20 protein-coding genes are annotated in these 19,713 nt (G+C 52.6%); 16 read left to right on the plus strand and 4 right to left on the minus strand.

All coding sequences use genetic code 11. The features are described 5' to 3' along the window. Positions 1-23: 23 nt before the first annotated feature. Both ccsA and DCC81_RS17345 read right to left on the minus strand, forming a co-directional pair. A complete protein-coding gene (gene ccsA, locus DCC81_RS17340; protein ID WP_108687845.1) occupies positions 24-2,576 on the minus strand; it encodes a cytochrome c biogenesis protein CcsA in 2,553 nt (850 codons plus the stop codon). A 95-nt stretch (positions 2,577-2,671) separates the two neighbouring features. After that, positions 2,672-3,073: a cytochrome c maturation protein CcmE domain-containing protein gene (locus DCC81_RS17345; RefSeq protein ID WP_108687846.1), complete on the minus strand. Its 402-nt coding sequence runs from the start codon at positions 3,071-3,073 to the stop codon at positions 2,672-2,674. A gap of 334 nt (positions 3,074-3,407) precedes the next feature. Between DCC81_RS17345 and DCC81_RS17350 the strand changes: the two genes are divergently transcribed. Genes DCC81_RS17350 through DCC81_RS17360 form a run of 3 tightly spaced genes read left to right on the plus strand, consistent with a single transcriptional unit; the run spans position 3,408 to position 6,354 of the window. Continuing rightward, positions 3,408-4,451: an agmatinase family protein gene (locus DCC81_RS17350; RefSeq protein ID WP_108687847.1), complete on the plus strand. Its 1,044-nt coding sequence runs from the start codon at positions 3,408-3,410 to the stop codon at positions 4,449-4,451. A gap of 19 nt (positions 4,452-4,470) precedes the next feature. Next, complete coding sequence (locus DCC81_RS17355) at positions 4,471-5,055, plus strand: hypothetical protein (RefSeq protein ID WP_133177699.1); 585 nt, start codon at positions 4,471-4,473, stop codon at positions 5,053-5,055. Between the two features lie 12 nt (positions 5,056-5,067). Further along, positions 5,068-6,354, plus strand: coding sequence for a radical SAM protein (locus DCC81_RS17360; RefSeq protein WP_108687849.1), 1,287 nt, complete (start codon positions 5,068-5,070; stop codon positions 6,352-6,354). Positions 6,355-6,418: 64 nt separating this feature from the next. Here DCC81_RS17360 and DCC81_RS17365 read toward each other — a convergent pair whose 3' ends face one another. Further along, the gene (locus DCC81_RS17365) at positions 6,419-8,275 is read right to left on the minus strand and encodes a protein-disulfide reductase DsbD domain-containing protein (protein ID WP_108687850.1); all 1,857 of its coding nucleotides are present in this window, start codon (positions 8,273-8,275) and stop codon (positions 6,419-6,421) included. Positions 8,276-8,644: 369 nt separating this feature from the next. On the opposite strand from DCC81_RS17365, the gene DCC81_RS17370 reads away from it, so the two are divergent. Further along, positions 8,645-9,541 (plus strand): hypothetical protein, encoded by an 897-nt coding sequence (locus DCC81_RS17370; RefSeq protein ID WP_108687851.1) that lies wholly within the window; start codon positions 8,645-8,647, stop codon positions 9,539-9,541. Between the two features lie 108 nt (positions 9,542-9,649). Here the strand turns inward: DCC81_RS17370 and DCC81_RS17375 are convergent, their stop codons facing one another. After that, on the minus strand, positions 9,650-10,192 hold the full coding sequence (locus DCC81_RS17375) for a thioredoxin family protein (protein WP_108687852.1): 543 nt from the start codon (positions 10,190-10,192) through the stop codon (positions 9,650-9,652). A 214-nt stretch (positions 10,193-10,406) separates the two neighbouring features. Here DCC81_RS17375 and DCC81_RS17380 point away from each other — a divergent pair, with 214 nt between their 5' ends. The 12 genes from DCC81_RS17380 to DCC81_RS17435 all read left to right on the plus strand — a co-directional run bounded on the left by DCC81_RS17380 (position 10,407) and on the right by DCC81_RS17435 (position 19,655). Continuing rightward, entirely contained in the window at positions 10,407-11,414 is a 1,008-nt protein-coding gene (locus DCC81_RS17380; RefSeq protein ID WP_108687853.1) for an alpha/beta hydrolase, read from the plus strand. A gap of 113 nt (positions 11,415-11,527) precedes the next feature. Beyond that, positions 11,528-12,139, plus strand: a complete 612-nt coding sequence (locus DCC81_RS17385) for a DUF4294 domain-containing protein (protein ID WP_108687854.1) — start codon at positions 11,528-11,530, stop codon at positions 12,137-12,139. Positions 12,140-12,150: 11 nt separating this feature from the next. Beyond that, a complete protein-coding gene (locus DCC81_RS17390) occupies positions 12,151-12,705 on the plus strand; it encodes a hypothetical protein (protein WP_133177700.1) in 555 nt (184 codons plus the stop codon). Between the two features lie 48 nt (positions 12,706-12,753). Then, positions 12,754-13,263, plus strand: a complete 510-nt coding sequence (locus tag DCC81_RS17395) for a hypothetical protein (RefSeq protein ID WP_108687856.1) — start codon at positions 12,754-12,756, stop codon at positions 13,261-13,263. Positions 13,264-13,312: 49 nt separating this feature from the next. Continuing rightward, the gene (bshB1, locus tag DCC81_RS17400; RefSeq protein WP_108687857.1) at positions 13,313-14,047 is read left to right on the plus strand and encodes a bacillithiol biosynthesis deacetylase BshB1; all 735 of its coding nucleotides are present in this window, start codon (positions 13,313-13,315) and stop codon (positions 14,045-14,047) included. A gap of 990 nt (positions 14,048-15,037) precedes the next feature. After that, a complete protein-coding gene (locus tag DCC81_RS17405; protein ID WP_108687858.1) occupies positions 15,038-15,589 on the plus strand; it encodes a peroxiredoxin in 552 nt (183 codons plus the stop codon). A 114-nt stretch (positions 15,590-15,703) separates the two neighbouring features. After that, positions 15,704-16,285 carry a carboxymuconolactone decarboxylase family protein gene (locus DCC81_RS17410; protein WP_108687859.1) on the plus strand — a complete coding sequence of 194 codons (582 nt, stop codon included), beginning with the start codon at positions 15,704-15,706 and terminating at the stop codon, positions 16,283-16,285. A gap of 339 nt (positions 16,286-16,624) precedes the next feature. Further along, on the plus strand, positions 16,625-16,861 hold the full coding sequence (rpmB, locus tag DCC81_RS17415) for a 50S ribosomal protein L28 (RefSeq protein WP_108687860.1): 237 nt from the start codon (positions 16,625-16,627) through the stop codon (positions 16,859-16,861). A 31-nt stretch (positions 16,862-16,892) separates the two neighbouring features. Continuing rightward, positions 16,893-17,075, plus strand: a complete 183-nt coding sequence (gene rpmG, locus DCC81_RS17420) for a 50S ribosomal protein L33 (RefSeq protein WP_108687861.1) — start codon at positions 16,893-16,895, stop codon at positions 17,073-17,075. A 103-nt stretch (positions 17,076-17,178) separates the two neighbouring features. Further along, positions 17,179-17,352, plus strand: coding sequence for a DUF4295 domain-containing protein (locus DCC81_RS17425; protein ID WP_108687862.1), 174 nt, complete (start codon positions 17,179-17,181; stop codon positions 17,350-17,352). A 140-nt stretch (positions 17,353-17,492) separates the two neighbouring features. Continuing rightward, a complete protein-coding gene (ftsY, locus tag DCC81_RS17430) occupies positions 17,493-18,455 on the plus strand; it encodes a signal recognition particle-docking protein FtsY (RefSeq protein WP_108688299.1) in 963 nt (320 codons plus the stop codon). Between the two features lie 315 nt (positions 18,456-18,770). Beyond that, positions 18,771-19,655 (plus strand): cupin-like domain-containing protein, encoded by an 885-nt coding sequence (locus tag DCC81_RS17435; protein WP_108687863.1) that lies wholly within the window; start codon positions 18,771-18,773, stop codon positions 19,653-19,655. The last annotated feature ends 58 nt before the right edge of the window (positions 19,656-19,713 follow it).

Genomic DNA, 19,713 nt, shown 5'->3' on the forward strand with positions numbered 1-19,713 from the left:
CTGCAATGGTTTGTCGATAAATTTTATGCGCTTACCTCTTTCGCTTTTCGCTGGGTCATCGCTTTTTCGGTACGGCGGTTTTGTTTTACCCGTTGTATAATACTCAGGAAGAAGCCCAGGATCATCACCAGCACACCTATCCACAGCACGTTAATGTAGGGGAACACCATGGCTTTCAGCACAATGTAATTCTTCTGCGCACCACCGGCATCTTTTACCTGGAGCTGGATGCGCGCCTGGTTATCTGACGTAGGCGTGAGCTTGTCAAACCGCACGTACAGTGACATGGCGCTCACGGTATCTTCCACGCTGTACTGGTAGGCACTGTCGCGGATGAGGTACACCGGCTCCAGGTGGTACAGTTCATCGTTGGTGAGACTATGCACTTCCAGCTTGGCGCTCACGGCGATATCGTTGCCCTGGGGTTTGTAGTTCTTTGTTTCCGGGCGGGGCTGGATATTCTTCAGCACCATGTAGCCCTGGGAGAAGAAGATAGAATCACCCGGCTTCACGTCGTGGGGCACATACTGGGCGGTGTCCTTGTACGCGTCCGGATCGGGAAGGGAGGTGAGGTAAGTGAAGATATCCTTGGTCAGGTAATGCTTGCTGGACGGGTTGGCCACCAGGCTGGCCTGGGCCATTTTACGGTTTACAAATGCATCCGGGTAGAGGGTGAACTGTTCGGTGATTTTGCCATCCTTGTCCACCTTCACGTACCGCACACGGTAATAGGTTTTGAAATCGCCCGGCACCACGCTGTCGCCCACGTAAGTCACGTGGTAGTCACCCATTTGCATGGGCATATTCAGCGGCAGCATCAGGTTCTCGCGGCTGTTTTCCTTGGAGTCCTTGCCAAAGTAACCATCCAGGATATTCATCTGGTCCAGGGAGATCACCTGCTTTTTGGAAGATGAGATCAGTACGCCCAGCAGCACCAGCCCAAAACCAATGTGGGCAATGGAAGCGCCGGCTGCCTTGAAGTTGCCTTTCAGCACGCCCACGATGTAGTGGACGTTGGCCACCACGGCGTATACGCTGGCGTACAGCATGATATAGATAGCCACCAGGAAACCGGTGCCGTAATGATCATAATCGATCTTGCCAAACACACCGATCAGCAGGGTAGCCAGGGCGGCAAGGGCCGTAGGCAGCCAGATGTTGCGCCAGGTATAACCCTTGGGTGTTTCCTTGTATTTCAGGTACTGGATCACGGCGGTGAGCACGCCCAGCACAATGGCTATCCAGATCTGGATCTTATTGTAGTGGAATACCGGCTCCAGTGGCGGAGCAAGGTCCTTCATGTTAAACAGCTTCATAAGGCCCAGGCCATTCAGCACCTTGTTCCACACCGGGATAGACGTGGTGAAAGTGATCTGGATAGCGGCCATGAGCAGTACCAGGGAGCCTACGAACATCCAGAACTCGCGGCTGTAGGTGCTTTCCTCTTTATGTACGGAAGGAATGCGCTTGCGGTGGTAGATCATGAGGCCAAAAGCCGGGATAAGGAAGGCCAGCATGAAATACAGCAGCTGCTGGGTCATGCCCAGGTCTGTGAAGGCGTGTACGGAAGTATCGCCCAGGATGCCGCTGCGGGTAAGGAAAGTAGAGTATAAAATGAGTACAAAGGTGATGAAGAAAAAGAAGAACGTGATCTTCAGCGACTGGCCGGTACTCTTATACGCCAGCAGGGTATGAATGCCCGCTACCAGGGTAAGCCAGGGTACCAGGGAGGCATTTTCCACGGGGTCCCATGCCCAGTACCCTCCAAAAGTGAGGGACTCATAAGCCCAGGCGGCGCCCATCATGATACCGGTACCCAGGATCATGGCGGAAAAGAGGGCCCAGGGCAATGCAGGCTTCACCCACTCGCTGAAGCGACGGGTCCACAGGCCGGCAAAGGCAAAGGCAAAAGGCACAATGGTAGAGGCGAAGCCGAGGAAAAGCACGGGGGGGTGGATGACCATCCAGTAGTTTTGCAGCAGCGGGTTGAGGCCATTCCCATCCGGCACATAATCCGCCAGGTAATTAGCCGTTTGGAACACCGGTGCGGCGTTGTAAGGTTCGGTTTGGCGCAGCAGTTCAAACGGGTTGGCGCCCACGCGGTAGCCAAAGAAATAAATGCCGATCAGCATGGTGGCCAGGCAGAACTGCGCAAAGCTCATCACCGTGAGCACCGGGTTTTCCCAGCTCTTGGCTTTACGGATAAGGATGAGGCCCAGTACGCTTTGCCAAACGCTCCACAGCAGGAAACTGCCTTCCTGGTCGCTCCAGAAGCTGGAGAAAAGGTAGGCCTGCAACATGTTGCGGGAGGAGTTGCGGTAAGCATACTTGTATTCAAAATAATGTTGCTGCAGGATATAATACAGGGAGCCAAACACCACGAATACAGAGAGTGCCTGGATCACGAAGGTGATGCGGCCCATGCGGTTCCAGGACGCCCTGGTGGCTTCGTCTGCGGCGCGGGTGGCGTTGAAGTAGGAGACCAGCGCTACCAGGGAGGCCACGAGCGACAACACGGCAAAGAAGTGGCCGAACTGGCCGGGAAAAAGATGTTCGCCTATAAATTTAGTTTCCAAGTCTTGTCGGTATTAATGGAAGCAATGACGCCCGCCATCACGCGGGCGTTACCATAGAAAAGTCGTTGTTGTAAGTATTTGCTGCAGGCAGAGGGTTACATCACATTTTTGCCCACCACTACCTGGTCTTTTTTGTACTTGGACGGGCATTTCATCTGGATCTCGCGGCAATGGAAATCGCCATCGGCCTTCATATTGCCCAGCAGCACCACGGATTCTGCTTTTTCAAAGTCAGTAGGCTTGGTACCGGAAAAGATCACCTTGTGCACTTCGCCGGCCTTGTCCTTGGCGTAGAACGTAAAACGGTTGGCATCTTTCAGCGCATTATATTCCATCGCTCTGGAGGTATCCAGCACGCTGATCACGCGGAAATCCTTGCCTTCACTGGCTTTAGCGGTGGCAAATGTTTCGTAGGTACTGAAATCGCCCACCATGGTTACAATTACTGCGATACATACTGCTACCAGGACCAGCAGAATTATATTTGTTTTTTTCATCCTTTATTAGACTTGTGCAGCCGCAAAATTACGGCAAAATGCCGTTGAGGGGTATATTTTTTATTTATACGGTATCCCCCGTATGGATAGGCGCAATAAAGGGCAGGCGGGCCGGGAGACCCGCGTCACTGCTGCGTTTGGTGCCAACCGGCATGCGGGCTTGCCCACGGGCCCGGCATGACAAAAGTCAGTTTACGTTGTTTTGGCATTTTCTTAACATATAATAATATTGATTTATGTAAATGCTACACTTTGTGCAGGGTAGCTTTACATGGTCCATAAGGGCTGTGGGAAACAGGAAATAGGTTATCTTTGCCTCCCGAAATTGAAAACGATGGCTGATTTATCGCAATTTGACCCCAACTCGGTAGGGTTGTTGTCCAACAACATTTTTGGTTTGCCCTTTACCGAAGAAGAGGCAAAACTGGTACTGCTTCCCGTTCCCTGGGAAGTAACGGTTTCCTACAACCAGGGCACCTCCCGCGGCCCGGAGCACATTTTCAAGGCGTCACTGCAGGTGGACCTGTACGACCCGGACGTGCTGGACGGGTGGAAACAGGGCTTCTTCATGCGCCAGCCGGACAAGGCCCTGCTGCTGCGCAGCGATTACCTGCGCAAGGAAGCGGAACTGTACCTGAAGTACCTCATCGAAGGGGGCGACATTTCAGAAAATCCTTTCCTGAAAAAGACCCTGGTGGATGTGAATGAAGGCAACCGCCATATGATAGACTGGGTGTACCAGCAAACCAAGGAATTGCTGCACAAGGGCAAGCTGGTAGGCCTCATCGGGGGTGATCACAGCACTCCCCTCGGCTATTTCAAAGCCATTGCCGAAAAGAAAGGTGAATTCGGCATTCTCCAGATAGATGCACACTGCGACCTGCGTAATGGTTACGAAGGCTTCCAGTACTCCCACGCGGCTATCATGTATAACGCACTGAACGAGATCCCCCAGATCACTAAACTGGTACAGGTGGGCATCCGCGATTATTGCGATGAAGAAGTGGATTGCATCAACAGCAGCAACGGCCGCATCAGCACCTTCTTTGATAAGAACATCAAGGAGCGTGAATATGAAGGCGAGACCTGGAAATCCATCTGCGACAGCATCGTGGAAACCCTGCCACAGCAGGTTTTCATCAGCTTTGATATTGATGGCCTGGATCCGAAACTCTGCCCCAACACCGGCACCCCGGTGCCCGGCGGTTTTGAGTGTGAACAGGTTTACTATCTTTTCAAACGCGTACTGGCCAGCGGCCGCACCCTCATCGGTTTCGACCTCAATGAAGTAGGCGCCAGCCACGATGAATGGGATGCCAACGTGGGCGCCCGCGTGTTGTTTAAATTATGCAACCTGCTGGTGAGCCAGCATATCTAACAAAACCCAACAGGCAAACATGTATAAATTCAGAATTCTTCACCCGTCCACGGTTACGCGTTTGCGCCTGCAACCGATGATGCATGGGCTGGTGGGGATTTTATTCCTGTTCAACGCGATTGGGGCTTACCACGAGCCGCATCCCAGCTATGCGATGAGCGGCTTTTTCCTGGTGTTGGGTTTGGTGAGTGTGGCGCTGCCGTTTGTGCTGCGCCGTTTCCGTAACTTTACGCAGGTGAATACAATGGCCAGGGTGTTCCAGGCCTTTGCCTGTTTCTCCGGCAGCCTTTACTTCCTGTCGCACAGCAAACCGGATATCGCCGTGCTGCTGCTGGCGGTGGGCATCGGGGTAGCGTATGTGGGCTACGCAGAGCATAAGATCATGCAGCCTGCCTTTGCAAAGCTGGACATGACCGGCATTACACTGCCTACCACTTTCAGTGAAAAGCTGTTTCCCTGGACAGACCTGCAAAACGCGGTGGTCCGCAACGATCTTTTCACCGTGGATTTTAAAAACAACAAGATCCTGCAACTGGAAATCCTGGATGATCTTCCCGCAACCGAGCGCGATACGATCAATGAGTATTGCCAGGGCAGGCTGTGAAAATAAATTGATATGACACCTTACATCCTCTATTCCGATGGCAATGGGAACATCTTTGAAGATACTTCCCTGCTTGTGACGGGCCGCGCCGGCTGGGATGCCTGGCCGATAGATGAATCGGAATGGATAGAACTGCCGGAAGGTGGTTCACTTTACGAGCTGCCGGGACGGCGCGGCATTGGCATTGATGCCAATACCGGCGATATGACCATCTGTGAGAAAGGCTGGGCCGTGGCGGCGTTCATTCCGCCGGCGCACACCGGTTCTTACATTGCGGCTTATGAAACGCTCCCGGACGCGCCTACCTTACCCCTGTTCTGCTATACGGCAGTAGGCTGGTGGGATGGCAAGTTCTATGTACCCGCGGTACGTATTGAAAATGATATCCGCCAGGAATGCGCCGGCTTTGACGATACCAAGGTGAAAGAAGGTGTGAAAACCTTAATGGAAGCCTATCCGCACAACCGCCTGGTACAGCACCTGGCGCAAAATTGTGCGCTCACCTATCATTGCCCCGCTGCCCGCAATTACTTCATGGGCCGCTGGGAGTGCCCCATTCCTTCTTCTCCCGCGTGCAATGCTAATTGCATAGGCTGTATTTCTTTCCAGCCGGAAGAAGAGACCATCGTATCCACCCAGGACCGCCTCCGCTTTAAACCCTCGGCTGAAGAGATCGTGGAGTACACCGTGCCCCACCTGGAGCAGGCGCCTTTCCCGATCGTGAGCTTCGGACAAGGCTGCGAAGGAGAGCCCCTCCTCATGTGGGAAACCATCGCCGAGTCTATTAAAGAGATCCGTAAGCACACGCCCAAAGGCAGCATTAATATCAACACCAACGGCTCCAAACCAGACGCCGTGAAAGCCCTCTGCGAAGCAGGTCTCAACAGCATCCGCGTAAGCCTGAACTCCGCGCAGGAACGCTGGTACACGCCGTACTACCGCCCCAATAATTACCAGTTTTCCGATATCGTGGAAAGCCTGAAGGTAGTGCGTTCCTATGGTGGCTGGACCTCTATCAACTACTTCGTATTCCCTGGCCTTACAGACAGTGTGGCCGAATACGAAGCCCTGCGCCAGCTTATCATAGATACAGACCTGAACATGATCCAGTGGCGCAATTTCAACATTGACCCGGACTGGTACCTGGGCAAGTTAAACATCACCGATCCCGGTGAATGCCTGGGTATGAAACAGCTCATGGAGCTTATCCATGAAGAGTTTCCGAACGTAAGGTTTGGCTACTTCAACCCGCCGATGGAGCGCATCCTGGGCGATTATGAACAAGACTTTGCCCACTAACTAACTGCATAAAAAAGTGGCTGCCCTTCAACAAGGCAGCCACTTTTTTTATATGCAACAACATCTATTCCACGGTTACATCCACCCACTTTGTTTGCGGCTGGAAGCACTTCTTATTATCACATACCTGGTAGTATAACCCGCAGCGGATCACTTTACCCTTTTTCAGTTTCACGGCATCCACATCTGCGGTGAACGTTGCCTGGTCTTCATAAATGAACATTCCATCTTCAAACGGCACGCCTGCACTGGTTTTCCACTCGGTGTCAAACGCAGTGCCCTTGGGGATCTCCAGCCTTTGCTCGGTAACAATGAAAGGGCTGGCTTCCGGCACCAGCGCATAGATATGCCATCCTTTTAAAATGGTGGCATTGATCACTACCTGCTTTTTGCCGGCCGCGCCATCGCGGAGCTGTGCCTTCACCAGCACGGGGTCTGCACGGTTAGGCGCCGCGGTTTCGGGGGTAGTGGCACTGGAAGTGGCCGCTGGTGCGGCATTCAGCGTGTTCACCATAAACTTGAATCCGCCCGCTTCTGTATAGAAGAAATGGGCTTTGTTTTCGGTGAGCCATTGGCGCCATTCCGGGGCCGTCTTAAAATTCTTCAACGTGTACCGGGTCAGTACCCGCATGGCCAGAGCCGTGTCCTTACTGCTTTCCAGGAGGGTTACGCATTTTTCGAGGATCTCCACCTTGCGGTTGGAGATTCCCAAAGACTGCGCATCCGTATCCAGTTGCAGGGAGTAGGCGCCGTCCGGATAAAAGTATTCGTAGTTATCGTGGTAATACTGGTGAATGCGTTTGGTGTCCGTGCCATATTTCGCAAACAATTCATCACCGATGAAGCCCCTGATGTAGTCCTCAAATGATTGCACGGCGTTGGTAATGGGCATGTGCAGCATGGCTTCCCCGCTGCGGCCTATGTCTTTACCGGCGGCCTTTTCCGCGCGCAGGCTGTCCTGGAATTTCAGCAGGCGGGCATTGCCTTCCCGGCGGGAAATGATGGTTTTATTATACAGGTCTTTATCCGTGCGGTACACCAGTTCGTCTATGCCGGTGCGGGTCACGGTTTGCACTTTTTCCATTTGCGCGTGCTGGTGGTCAAATTTTTTGATGTACACCACGGCGTTCACGAACACATCTTTTGCCTCGTCTGTCATGTAAGAAGGCGATGCCGAAAAGCCCCACATGAAGTAGTTGGCCTGCCGGCCTAAAGCCACGGCCTCCGCGTTTTTCAGGCATACACCGCCGGAGATCACTTCCGCGTCCGGTGAGTCGTTGAAACCTTCGCCGTGCGCCACCATCCCGATCACGTAGTTGCTGGCATTGGCGCTGCGCTTGATCACGTTCCACATGGGCATGGTCTTCGGGGTGGTAAGGCCTTCAAAGCCATTGAAAAAAGAAGCCGGCGTGGGGCGTGTTTCCAGCGTGAGGTGCACGGCATTGGGCGTGCGGAAGATTTCGTGCCCGGTGCGGATGTTCAGTGCGTCGTTTTCCAGGCACTGGCAGTACCAGTCAAACTTGAGGCGCAGGGGCATGCCTACATTGGGTGCCAATTGGTGCAGCAGCATGGTGGGCCGGTCAAAATCCGGGGGAATGTTCACCGGGCCCGCATCCAGGATGGTTACATCCGCCTGTTGGGAGACGGCCGTGGTGTAATCGTGCACGTCCATGACCTGTACGGCGTCAAAGCGCTGCTCCAGGAAGCTTTTAAAGTCGGCCATACGGTGCTGGTACACATCCGCCACCACGCCTTTGCCGGTGCTGTAAAGGGTTACATCAGCGGGCATGGGGCGTTGTGGATCGTAACCCACGTACAATACTTTTAAATGGATCTTGTGCGCACTGCTGTCGGCGCCCGCAGCAGCCATGGCAGCCGTTTGCAACAGGCAGCCGGCAGCAAGCAGAAGGTGTCTGATCATTACTTGGGAAGGGTTGTGCCGCGGTAAGCCCGCGGGGTTGGTTTAGAAAAATCGTGGTTGGTTTACGGGCACTAATTAAGGGCATTTCCCCCGCGCTTGCAAGCCTGGTAACGATATTTAACAAATCCGTGAGAGAGTGCCCCGGAAATCAGGCCGCACGGAACATTTAAACTATTGAATGGCCGGATCACGGTTGGGTGGATGATATGCCCATGCACGGGCGGACGGCAGGCCACAATTAAGCGGGCCAATATGCGTTGTATGCAAGGCCATAAACCTGTGGCAATCTCCCAATTTATCACTTCAACAATTTAACAATCTGATCATCCGGCCGTCCAACATTCTAACAATAACCATTAACTTTGGAATATGCAGACGATAGAACAAAATACCACCAAGAACCTCCAGGCAGCCGGTCTTACCGCGCTGGTGGTAGGTTTGATGTGCCTGATGTTCTGGTTATTACCCGGGTTGATTGCGCCCGCGCCCCTGCCTGACCAGGACCTGGGCATGGAAGTGAACCTCGGTAGTTCAGACCAGGGGATGGGGGATGAGCAGCCGCTCAATCCCAACCCGCCCAGCAATGCTCCTGCAACCGCAGCAGCGGTGCCCCAGAACGTGCCGCAGGATGCCGCCCGGAATACAACGCCGCCACAGGATATAGCCACCCAGGATGAAGAAGACGCACCCGAAGTGGCCAAGCCCGTAAAACCGGTAACCCCACCCAAGGAGCAGCCGAAAGACCTGGACCCCAAGCCGGAAAAAATAAAACATCCCAAACCCACGGAAGCCCCGCCCACACCCGCTCCTCCGGCTCCCAAGCCCAAGGCAGTGGCCACCGGCGGCACCTTTGCCACCAAGAACAGCGGCAATGGGGCAGACGGCAGCAATAATTCCAAAGGGGAGGGCAACACCGGCCAGCCTGGCGACCGTGGCGCGGCAGGCGGTAACCCTAACGGTGGCGCCTATACGGGTGGTGGCCTGGGCTCCGGCCAGTCAGACTTCCGCCTCAGTGGCCGCAGCCTGGTAGGGCGCCCCAGCGTTACTTATACCGGCAATGAAAGTGGTTATGTGGCGGTAAACATCAAGGTGGACCGGGATGGTAATGTAATAGAAGCCACCCACAGCCTGCGCGGCTCCACGCTGAATAATGCACAACTGATCAGCATTGCACTGGGTGCAGCCCGCCGCATTAAGTACAACGCCAGCCCTGATGCGCCGGAAGTACAGTTTGGCAACATCCGTTTTTATTTCAAGGTAGAGTAGTCAGTTACACGACATACTGCAACGGGCCGCTAGGCAACTGTGCCGGGCAAAAAAAAACGGCCCACCACGTAATAGCAGCGGACCGTTCATGATACTAACACAACAAAATTATTTCGCGGCCTGCTTAAAGCGCTCACCGATTGCGGTGATCTCCTCAGCACTGCCTTTACCTGTCTTTTTGAGGATCTCTTTCAGTCTTTCCACTTCCGGGCCGGCCGTGGGACAGCCCATGTTATCGCCGGATTGCGGCAACCTGGAATCCGCCAGGATCTTGCCTTTGGGATCCATGATCACCCAGAACGGGATGCCGGATTCCTTACCATCGGTGAATTTATTCAGCATCGCTTCCGCGCCGGGATTTTCCAGGTTCTTTTTCTTGGGCGATTCTGCTACCGTGAGGTGCTCCAGTACATAGCTGCGGTCAAAGAAGGCCTTGCAGGCCGGGTCGGCAATGGCGGTGTCCATGGCGTGGCACCAATGGCACCAGGAGGCATGGAACATCAGCAATACATTTTTGTGTTCTTTGCCCGCTTTGGTTTGCGCGGCTTTCACTACATCTGCGGCGGCAGGAGCGGACGGCTGGTCCTGGGCCTGCACCTTGCCCGCAAGGGCCATGGCGCAGATGCCCAGCATCCATACAATACGTTTCATAATAGCTGGTTTTAACTGTTACTAAGATACGGAAACAGCTATATTCCGCGGACAAAGATGGGGGAGTGGTTGCAATGCAGGATGGAAGCACCGATCATGATCACTGCGGCCGCAGTAAAAATCCCACGATTTAGTAATCCCGTTGCCTGCCTTTTTTGATATCTTTAACGCCGATGCATTACCCCGGATTATCACCTGCTAAATTTTGCCTGTTATGCCAATATGGCTCCGTGTTGTAGTATCCCTTGTTGTGATCCTGGCAGTAATTTACCTGTTGGGACCGTGCCCTGCGCACCCGGCGTATGAAACAGACCTTCCCGTTGTGCCCCAGGAACCGGGGGCACTGGTCCGTTACATCCACCAGAAGGAAAGCCAGCACCGGCTCAAGCCGGATAACCAGGCCCGCATTGTCTGGTGCCATGACAGCCTGCAGGAAAAAACGGAATATAGCATCGTATACCTCCACGGCTTCTCCGCCAGCCAGGAAGAAGGCGACCCGGTACACCGCCGTATGGCCGCCCGGTACGGGTGCAACCTGTACCTGAGCCGCCTGGACGGCCATGGCCTGGATACCTCCGAGCCCCTGATGAATATGACCGTCACCGGCCTGTGGAACGATGCCAAGGAAGCCCTCCAGATCGGGAAGGCACTGGGCAAAAAGGTAATCCTGGTGGGCACTTCCACCGGCGGCACCCTGGCCCTGAAACTGGCCGCCGCCTTTCCGCAGGACGTTTATGCCGTGATCACCCTCAGCCCGAATGTAGAGATCAACCAGCCCCTGGCCTTCCTGGCCAACAATCACTGGGGCCTTCAACTGGCCCGCATCGTAAAACAGGGCGATTGTAATATTTCCCCCGCCCGCAATGACCTGCAGGCCCGTTACTGGTATACCAGATACCGCCTGGAGGCCGTAGCACAGCTCCAGGAGCTGCTGGAAACAAGCATGACCCGGGAAACCTTTGAGGAGATTCATCAACCCGCTCTTGTATTATATTATTACAAGAACGAAAAAGAACAGGACCCCACCGTGCGGGTGAGCGCCATCTTGCGTATGAGCCAGGAGCTGGGCACGCCGGACAGCCTGAAACAGCTGGCAGACATCCCCAACGCCGGCGCCCACGTGATGGGCTGCGCCCTTACCAGCAAGGACATACCTACTGTGGAGGCTAACATCGACCGGTTTATGGAAAACAAGCTGCACCTGCGTCCTTTAGAAAATTAAAGGCCGAACCGCATACCGGTGTAACGAACGGCTGCGTTTATACGTTGGAAAATGCAATGTAAGTTTAATGCCGCCGGGAGAGGGGATTTGCCGATTTATATTAACTTTGGAGTATGCGCTATTTCTCACACATAACCCTTCTGCTGGTACTCATTTTTGGGGGTAGCAGCGCGTTAGCCCAACAGCGCACCGCCACCGATACCATCCCGCTGCCAACAGTGATGTATAACGGGGAATTGATCCCCGCCATTACCCTGCCCTTCACAGAAGTGGTAGACCGCCTGCCACGCCGCCTGGTAAAGGAGCATGCCCGCTGGACCCGCCTCCGCAATGCCGTATACGTAACGTATCCATACGCCCTTACCGCTGCCGCCCTGCTCAAGGACGTGAACGGCAAACTGGCATCCCTGCCGGACAAACGCGCCCGCAAGGAATTCCTGGCCAGCAAGGAAAAGGAGATGAAAGAGAAGTTTGGCAACAAACTGGAAGACCTGAGCGTGTACCAGGGAAAAGTGCTGATGAAGCTCATCAACCGCCAGACCGGCGAGAATTGCTATGATATTATCAAAGAACTGAAAGGAGGCTTCAACGCCCGTGTGTGGCAAACAGTGGCCTTCTTTGTAGGGGGCGATCTGAAGACGGAATACGATATCCAGGAAGACCGCGATATTGAAATGATTGTCCAGGAAATAGAAGTTTACCATTCCCTGAAAGCATATAACTAAAACTTGTTCATGTGATGAAACGGATGGTAATGATAGCAGCCTGCATGGCTGCCAGCTTTAGCGCAAAAGCCCAGACGGGGCTGGACAGCATCAGTGCTGACCTGCCCGGCGATAGTACTTTTTACGTGGTAGACAGCGTAGCCGTAGGCATAGGGGCCATGCAGGACCTGAGCCCGGAAAAGATCGCTTCTATTTCTGTGGTATCCGGCCCGGGCATCGTGCGTAAATACGGGGACAGGGCCGCCAATGGCGTGATCTATATCGAGACCAAAGCCTTTGCCCGCAAACATTACACCGCTTTGTTCTCTAACCGCTCCGCTGCTTACAGGAAATTGCTCAACGACAATAAAGGCGACGACACCCGCTTTGCCTACATCCTCAACGGCCGGGTGCTGGCCATCAATCCGGAAGGGGAGCTTTCTGCCATTAAAGACAATGACCTGCGCGCTATTTCCGTAATGCCCGGCAAAGACCTGGAGCGCGTATATGGCGTAAAGGGCAAAGCTGCCGGGGTGCTGATCACCACGGGGTCCGTAGCTTCCGGCGATGGGGCTTATGCGCGGTAGTAGCCCTGGCAGATCCCTATCTTTATCCCATCATAAAAACCGCCCGTTATGAAATGCCTGTATTTATTATTATCCTTTGCCATACTGGCCACCACGGCCACCGGGCAGGTAAAGAAAGTGCCTGCTAAACCCGCACCTGCCACCGCTTCCAGGCCGGAAGCCACCGGTGTGTGCCCCCACGCTATTTACCTGGACACTTTGGATATAGACGTGCAGGTAAAAGCCCTCAAAGATACCTTCCGGGTGCCCATGGACGCCGCCCGCTACCTGAAAGTGTATGTCTCTGATTGCAACGGTACCCTGTACTTTGAACAACGGGTGGCCAGCAACGACCGCATTATGCTGAAAGGCCAGTATGCCGGTGTGCCCGAGGCCGAATTTATTTCCCTGCGCACGGTAGATCCTGTGACCGGCGATATTAAATTCAATGAGCGCACTGTGTACGTGGCCAAGAAAACCGGTACCTGGCAATTCTTTGGCCCGAAGAGCGTAGTAACAGAAGAACAGGATTTTGAGAACGGCCAGCTGAAAGATGACCGTACCATGGGGGATTATTAGTTTGGGAGCGATGGCCTATCTTTGCGCCCACATCTAAAACCCGGGAAACATGAAACTGGATATACTCGCAATAGCCGCCCACCCCGACGACGTGGAGCTGGGCTGTGCCGGCACCCTGCTGGCGCATGCTGCACAAGGACAGAAAGTAGGCGTAATAGATCTAACCCGCGGGGAGCTGGGTACCCGGGGCACACCCGAAACCCGCGCAGCAGAAGCCGTCGCCTCTACCGCCGCCATGGGCCTGCACGTGCGGGAGAACCTGGGCCTGGCAGATGGCTTTTTCCAGAACGCCAGAGCAGAACAACTGGCCATCATCCAGGCGATCCGCAAATACCAGCCGGAGGTGATCCTGGCCAATGCCTTTAATGACCGCCACCCGGACCATGGCCGCGCCGCCCATCTCATTGCAGACAGTTGTTTCCTGGCCGGCCTGCGCAAAGTAGAAACCCTGGATGGAAACGGGCAGCCCCAGGCCGCCTGGCGCCCCAAGCAGGTCTTCCACTTTATCCAGGACACGTACCAGGCCCCGGATATCGTCGTGGATATTTCAGCCGTGATGGACACCAAGATCGCTGCGATCAAATGCTTCAAAACGCAATTCCTTGCCGAGGGCGATAATAAGGAGCCCCAGACCTATATTTCTTCCGGCGCTTTCTTCGATAGTATCCTGCACCGGGACCGCCTGTTTGGTAAGATGATCGGCGTGCAGTACGCGGAGGGCTTCACTACGCAAAAAGTGATCGGGGTAAAGAATTTCAAAGACTTGCTGATGACGGTAAGCTAGGTGGTCAGACGCCTTCGTTTACCTGCTATCGGTTTGCCCACACATTGGGTAAAATTGTTACTCCCCCGGTGCGGTAGGGGACAAATAAAAACCGCCGGCTGCAGGGTGCTGCGGGCGGCGGTTTTTTATGGATGGACAAAGCTGGTTGCTTGCGGTATATGTGGCACGGCCTTGCGGGTTTGGCATGCGTTACATGCAAAACGGGGCAGGGCGTGCGTTACACACCGCTCGGGGCATTACCAGGTCTCGTCAGATTGGAAAAGCGGTTAAAATTTTGATCGCATGGGTTGGCATGCAGGGGCTGCAGTTGCAGCTGGAAACCAGTAGGGTAGCAGTCCGGCATCAGATGAACAGGTCCTGTGTGGCATCAAACTCGTCCTGTTTCATGATGCTGTTTTTAATAAACGGGATCAAAGCTAAACCTACCGTAAGAATCACCAAGAGTACATTTCTTAATTTCATATCCGCGCTGTTTTAGAGTGTATAAATATTTAACTAAATACTATGCCAAATTGTTGAGCCCCACATGCCGGAAGGCACATGAAAATGACTCAAATAGCGCCATGGCCCTGAGTAGAGCACGCCGGCTGGTTCGTTAAGGTTTGGCCAAAATATTGGGATCAATGATCAGCGAGAAATAGAGGGGATTTTGATCAGCTGTTACTTACTCGTTATCAATGATGTTTCGGTTGTTTTGGGTGTCTGCTATCCTATATGTTGTTGAAAAAGGGGCCGGGCCTTTCGCCCTGTAATAATCCTCAGTAATATGTACGGTTTGTCGCATGTATCAGATTTGCCATATAGAGATTTCTGATGTGATATTTCAAAAATCTATTGGCATTATTCACGATAACGCTTCATCTTTGCGTAGCTTTTACGGAAAGGAACCATTGTTACCCGAAAATAAGCCGTTTTAAGCGACACTCCAAGACGAATAACAATTTGTTTACATAATTAGTCAATAGCTATACAACATAATCGCTTCAATACATGAAAAATCAAACTTTGTCCCTGGGTGCTGTATTCCCGGATTTTAAAAAGACGGCCGTAGTTTCTACCGAAAAAGGTAAAGAGTTTTATGAACTGTCTTCCGAAGAACTGAAGAACTCCGGTAAATGGATGGTAATGTTCTGGTGGCCGAAAGATTTCACTTTCGTATGCCCTACCGAGATCGCTGAGTTCAATAAACACCATGCAGACTTCACCGACCGTGACGCGATCCTGATCGGTGCTTCTACCGATAGCGAGTACGTACACGTGGCCTGGAGAAGGGATCACGAAGACCTGAAGAACCTGACCTTCCCCATGCTGGCCGATACTTCCAAATCCCTGGCAGAAGAACTGGGTATCCTGGAAGCCAATGAGAAAGTAGCTTACCGTGCTACCTTCATCGTAGATCCCCAGGGTATTATTCGTTGGGTTTCCCTGTACGACCTGAGCGTGGGCCGCAACGTGAAAGAAGTACTGCGCGTACTGGATGCCCTGCAAACAGACGAGCTGTGCCCCTGCAACTGGCAGAAAGGTGAGGCTACCCTTGCTTAATGGAACTGACACCCGCCCGCGCCGCAAGGCCAGGGCTCATTTTAAAGGCCGGAAGCAACGCAGGGACCGCGAGGTACCTGCTTCCGGCTTTTTCATGCAATAAAATGTAATTATATGTTTGCCACTACTAACCAGGATACCGCCCTGCAGCTGCTGCAGGTGGTAGGCCTTACCGATATTTCCACCCGCCTGCAAACCCTGGCCACCACCGATGCCCGTTACCTGAAAGATCTGAAGATCAACGTAACGAACGCCATTGAAGCTACCAGTCTTTCTAAAAAGGAAGCCTACCTGGTGGGCCTGTCCGTGGCGGTGAATGAAAAACACGAAGCGCTGCAGGCATCCCTGGCCCGCCTGGCCACCGCGGAAGGTGCTACCGAAAAGGAGATTGCCGAAACGATCAGCTGTGCCTCGCTTATGGCAGCCAACAACGTGTTTTACCGCTTCCGTCATTTTGTGAATAAGGAGTACTATACCACCACTCCCGCCGGCATCCGCATGAGTATCATGGCAAACCCGGTGCTGGGCAAAGAATTCTTTGAGCTGCTCAGCCTGGTAGTATCTGCCCTGAACGGTTGTGAAATGTGCGTAACCAGCCATGAAGAAGCCCTGCTGAAACATGGGACTTCCCAGCAACGCATCCTGGAAGCCGTGCGCCTGGGCGCCATACTGCGCAGCCTGATCGTGTTGCTGTAAGCAAGCGTTTACCGGATGCGGGTATAATGCAGTATTGCTGATAACCTTGGTAAACGGTTGAAGATCAGTTGTTTGCTTTTATTGCAGCAAGTTTTACTTTTTTATCGTACCCAAAACGCGGTAAACCGGTAAAACTTGTTTATTTTTGCAGCCGCCTCCCGGGGTACCGTCGCAAACTGACCGGAACTGCCTTTTTGTTAAGGTCCTGGGAACCAGGCAATAAGATTTAGCATTTATTCACAGATGTGGACAAGTTTTCAGATGTGAATAAATTAATACCATATTATTTGCTAAATCAATAAAAAAAATCGACTTTTGCAGTCCAAAATTTTTTGAAAAATGGCAAGAGTATGTCAGGTGACAGGAAAGAAGCCGATCACAGGTAACAGTGTTTCTTTCTCTAACATTAAAACTAAGAGAAGATTTCTGCCCAACCTGCAGAAGAAACGTTTTTTCCTCGCTGAAGAAGACCGTTGGATCTCATTGAAGGTATCTGCAGAGGCAATCCGCACCATCAATAAGAATGGTCTTTACACCGTAGTGAAAGAACTGCGTGCTGCTGGTCAGACTATCTAATTTCTTAGAACAAATTTTAATTTGAATAAAAATGGCAAAGAAAGGTAACAGGGTGCAGGTGATCCTGGAATGTACTGAGCACAAGGCAACTGGTTTGCCCGGTACTTCCCGCTACATCAGCAACAAAAACAAAAAGAACACTCCGGAACGCCTGGAGCTGAAAAAGTACAATCCCATTCTGCGGAAAGTTACTGTACACAAAGAAATCAAATAATAATTGATTGTTAATGTTGAGGGTTAATCGTTAGCATGTCGTCGCGATTAGCATTTGACACGTAACTTTTAACGATCTACTTAACTTTTAATCTAATAATATTATGGCAAAAGGAGCATCCAAGAACGCGAAAGTAAAAGACGCTAAAGCAGCCGCCGAATCTAAAGTGTGGACGAAAGTGATCAAAGCTGTTCGTTCTCCGAAAACCGGCGCCTATACCTTCAAAGAGGCCATTGTGCACAAAGACAAGGTACAGGAGCACATCAACGCCAAGTAATTCGGCTTTACTAATTATATTTCACAGAAGCTGTCCTTCGCCGGACAGCTTTTTGTGTTGAATGGCTACCCGGATGGAATTTGTTTGACCGCATGGCGAAATGGCCGATATTGCACGATATTGCTACAAACCAGAAGAATATGAGCTTCTTTAATAAGTTATTTTCCCGGGAAAAGAAGGAAAGCCTGGACCAGGGATTACAGAAAACCAAGGAAGGATTTTTATCCAAGATCAGCCGGGCCATTGCCGGCAAATCCACTGTAGATACTGAAGTGCTGGACAACCTGGAAGAAGCGCTCGTCAGCGCCGATGTAGGCGTTACCACCACCGTACAGATCATCAACAAAATAGAAGCCCGCGTAGCCAAAGACAAATACCTGGGCACCGGTGAGCTGAATAATATCCTCAAAGAAGAAATTACCAGCCTGCTGGTAGACGCTCCTGATAGCGGCTTCCGCGACTTTGATACCCCCGCCGATAAAAAGCCTTACGTGATCATGGTGGTAGGGGTGAACGGGGTAGGCAAGACCACCACTATCGGTAAGCTGGCTTACAACTATAAAAAAGCCGGCAAATCCGTGGTACTGGGCGCCGCAGATACTTTCCGCGCCGCAGCGGTGGACCAGCTGACCGTATGGAGCGAGCGCGTGGGCGTGCCTATCGTAAAACAACAAATGGGCTCAGACCCTGCCTCCGTAGCCTATGATGCCGTGGAAAGCGGTACCGCCCGCAATGCAGATGTGATCATCATTGACACCGCCGGCCGCCTGCACAATAAAGCCCACCTGATGGACGAGTTGAGCAAGATCAAGCGCGTGATGAAAAAGAAGATCGAAGCTGCCCCCCATGAAGTGCTGCTGGTACTGGATGGCTCCACCGGGCAAAATGCCCTGGAACAGGCCAAACAATTTACCGCCGCCACCGAGGTGACCGCCCTGGCCATCACCAAACTGGATGGCACCGCCAAAGGTGGAGTAGTGCTGGCCATTGCCAACCAGTTCAAGATCCCGGTAAAGTACATCGGCATCGGGGAAAGGATGGAAGACCTGCAGGTGTTTGACAAGGACGCCTTTGTAGATTCTTTGTTCAGCCCCGTGCAGTAACGGTTTTCAAGGGTTCACGTTTAAGAAACCCTTGGAGATCTGCAGGTCCTGCTTGCCGGAATACCCGCCATCCTGTTTCCGGTGCAGGCCGTGAAGCAGGAAGGCGAATGCGTATTAAATAATCTGAAGGTCTCGTGCGCACGAGGCCTTTTTTTGTTATATTTACTACTATAGCTGTGCTGAATCCCCGGTTTTAAACGGAGCCTATTTCTCATGGTGCAGTTTGGCACGACTATTTCTACTTCTACGGGAATGAAAATTTTTGACAACCCACTATAACACTCGTTATTCACCAAGACTCATTAGACCACCTGTATGAAAATTCAGCAAATTGAACGGGTTGCCGACATTACGCCGGCTGAATTCAGAGAAAAGTATTACCTGCCGCGCAAACCGGTGATTATCTCCGGCCTGTCCCAGAACTGGGAAGCTAAGACCAAATGGACCTGGGATTATTTCAAATCCATCGTAGGGGAACAAACCGTAGGGGTCTACAATAATACCCGCGCCGGTGCCAGCACGCCGGTGAACGGTGCCGATGATTACATCAAATTTGGTGACTACCTGGACATGATCCAGCAAGGGCCCGTAGAGCTGCGCATTTTCCTGTTCAACATTTTTCAGCATGCGCCCCAGCTGGTGCAGGACTTCACCTGGCCGGATGAATATGCCAGGGGCTTCCTGCACAAATTTCCCATGCTCTTTGTAGGCGGGGCGGGCTCCGTGGCGCATATGCATTACGATATTGACCTTTCCCATATTTTCCATACCCAGTTCATAGGCCGCAAGCGCCTGCTGCTGCTGGAAAACAACCAGAGCCCTTTGATCTACCGCATGCCCATGACGGTGGAAAGCGCGGCCTCCTTTGTGAACTGGCAGGAGCAACTCAATACAAAGGATTTTCCTGCACTGAACTATGCCAGGGCTTACACTGAAACGCTGAACCATGGCGAGACCCTCTTCATGCCTGCTGGCTACTGGCACCATATGGAATACATTGACAGTGGCTTTGCCATGAGCCTCCGGGCGCTGGACCAACGCCTTAGCGGCAAGCTCAATGGCGCTTACCACCTGTTGGGGCTGAGAGGGATGAACAACCTGCTCATAAAAATGGCCCCCACCTGGTGGTACCACTACAAGCGCAAAGTGGCGAGGGAACGCGCAAACCGCGCCCTGGAGAAACTGGGCGTGCATGCCTAGCGGTATTCACATGTAGTGATTAATCGCTATATGTCCGGGTTGTTAAATTTATGGTTTA

It is taken from the genome of Chitinophaga parva, assembly GCF_003071345.1.
Taxonomy (GTDB): Bacteria; Bacteroidota; Bacteroidia; order Chitinophagales; family Chitinophagaceae; genus Chitinophaga; species Chitinophaga parva.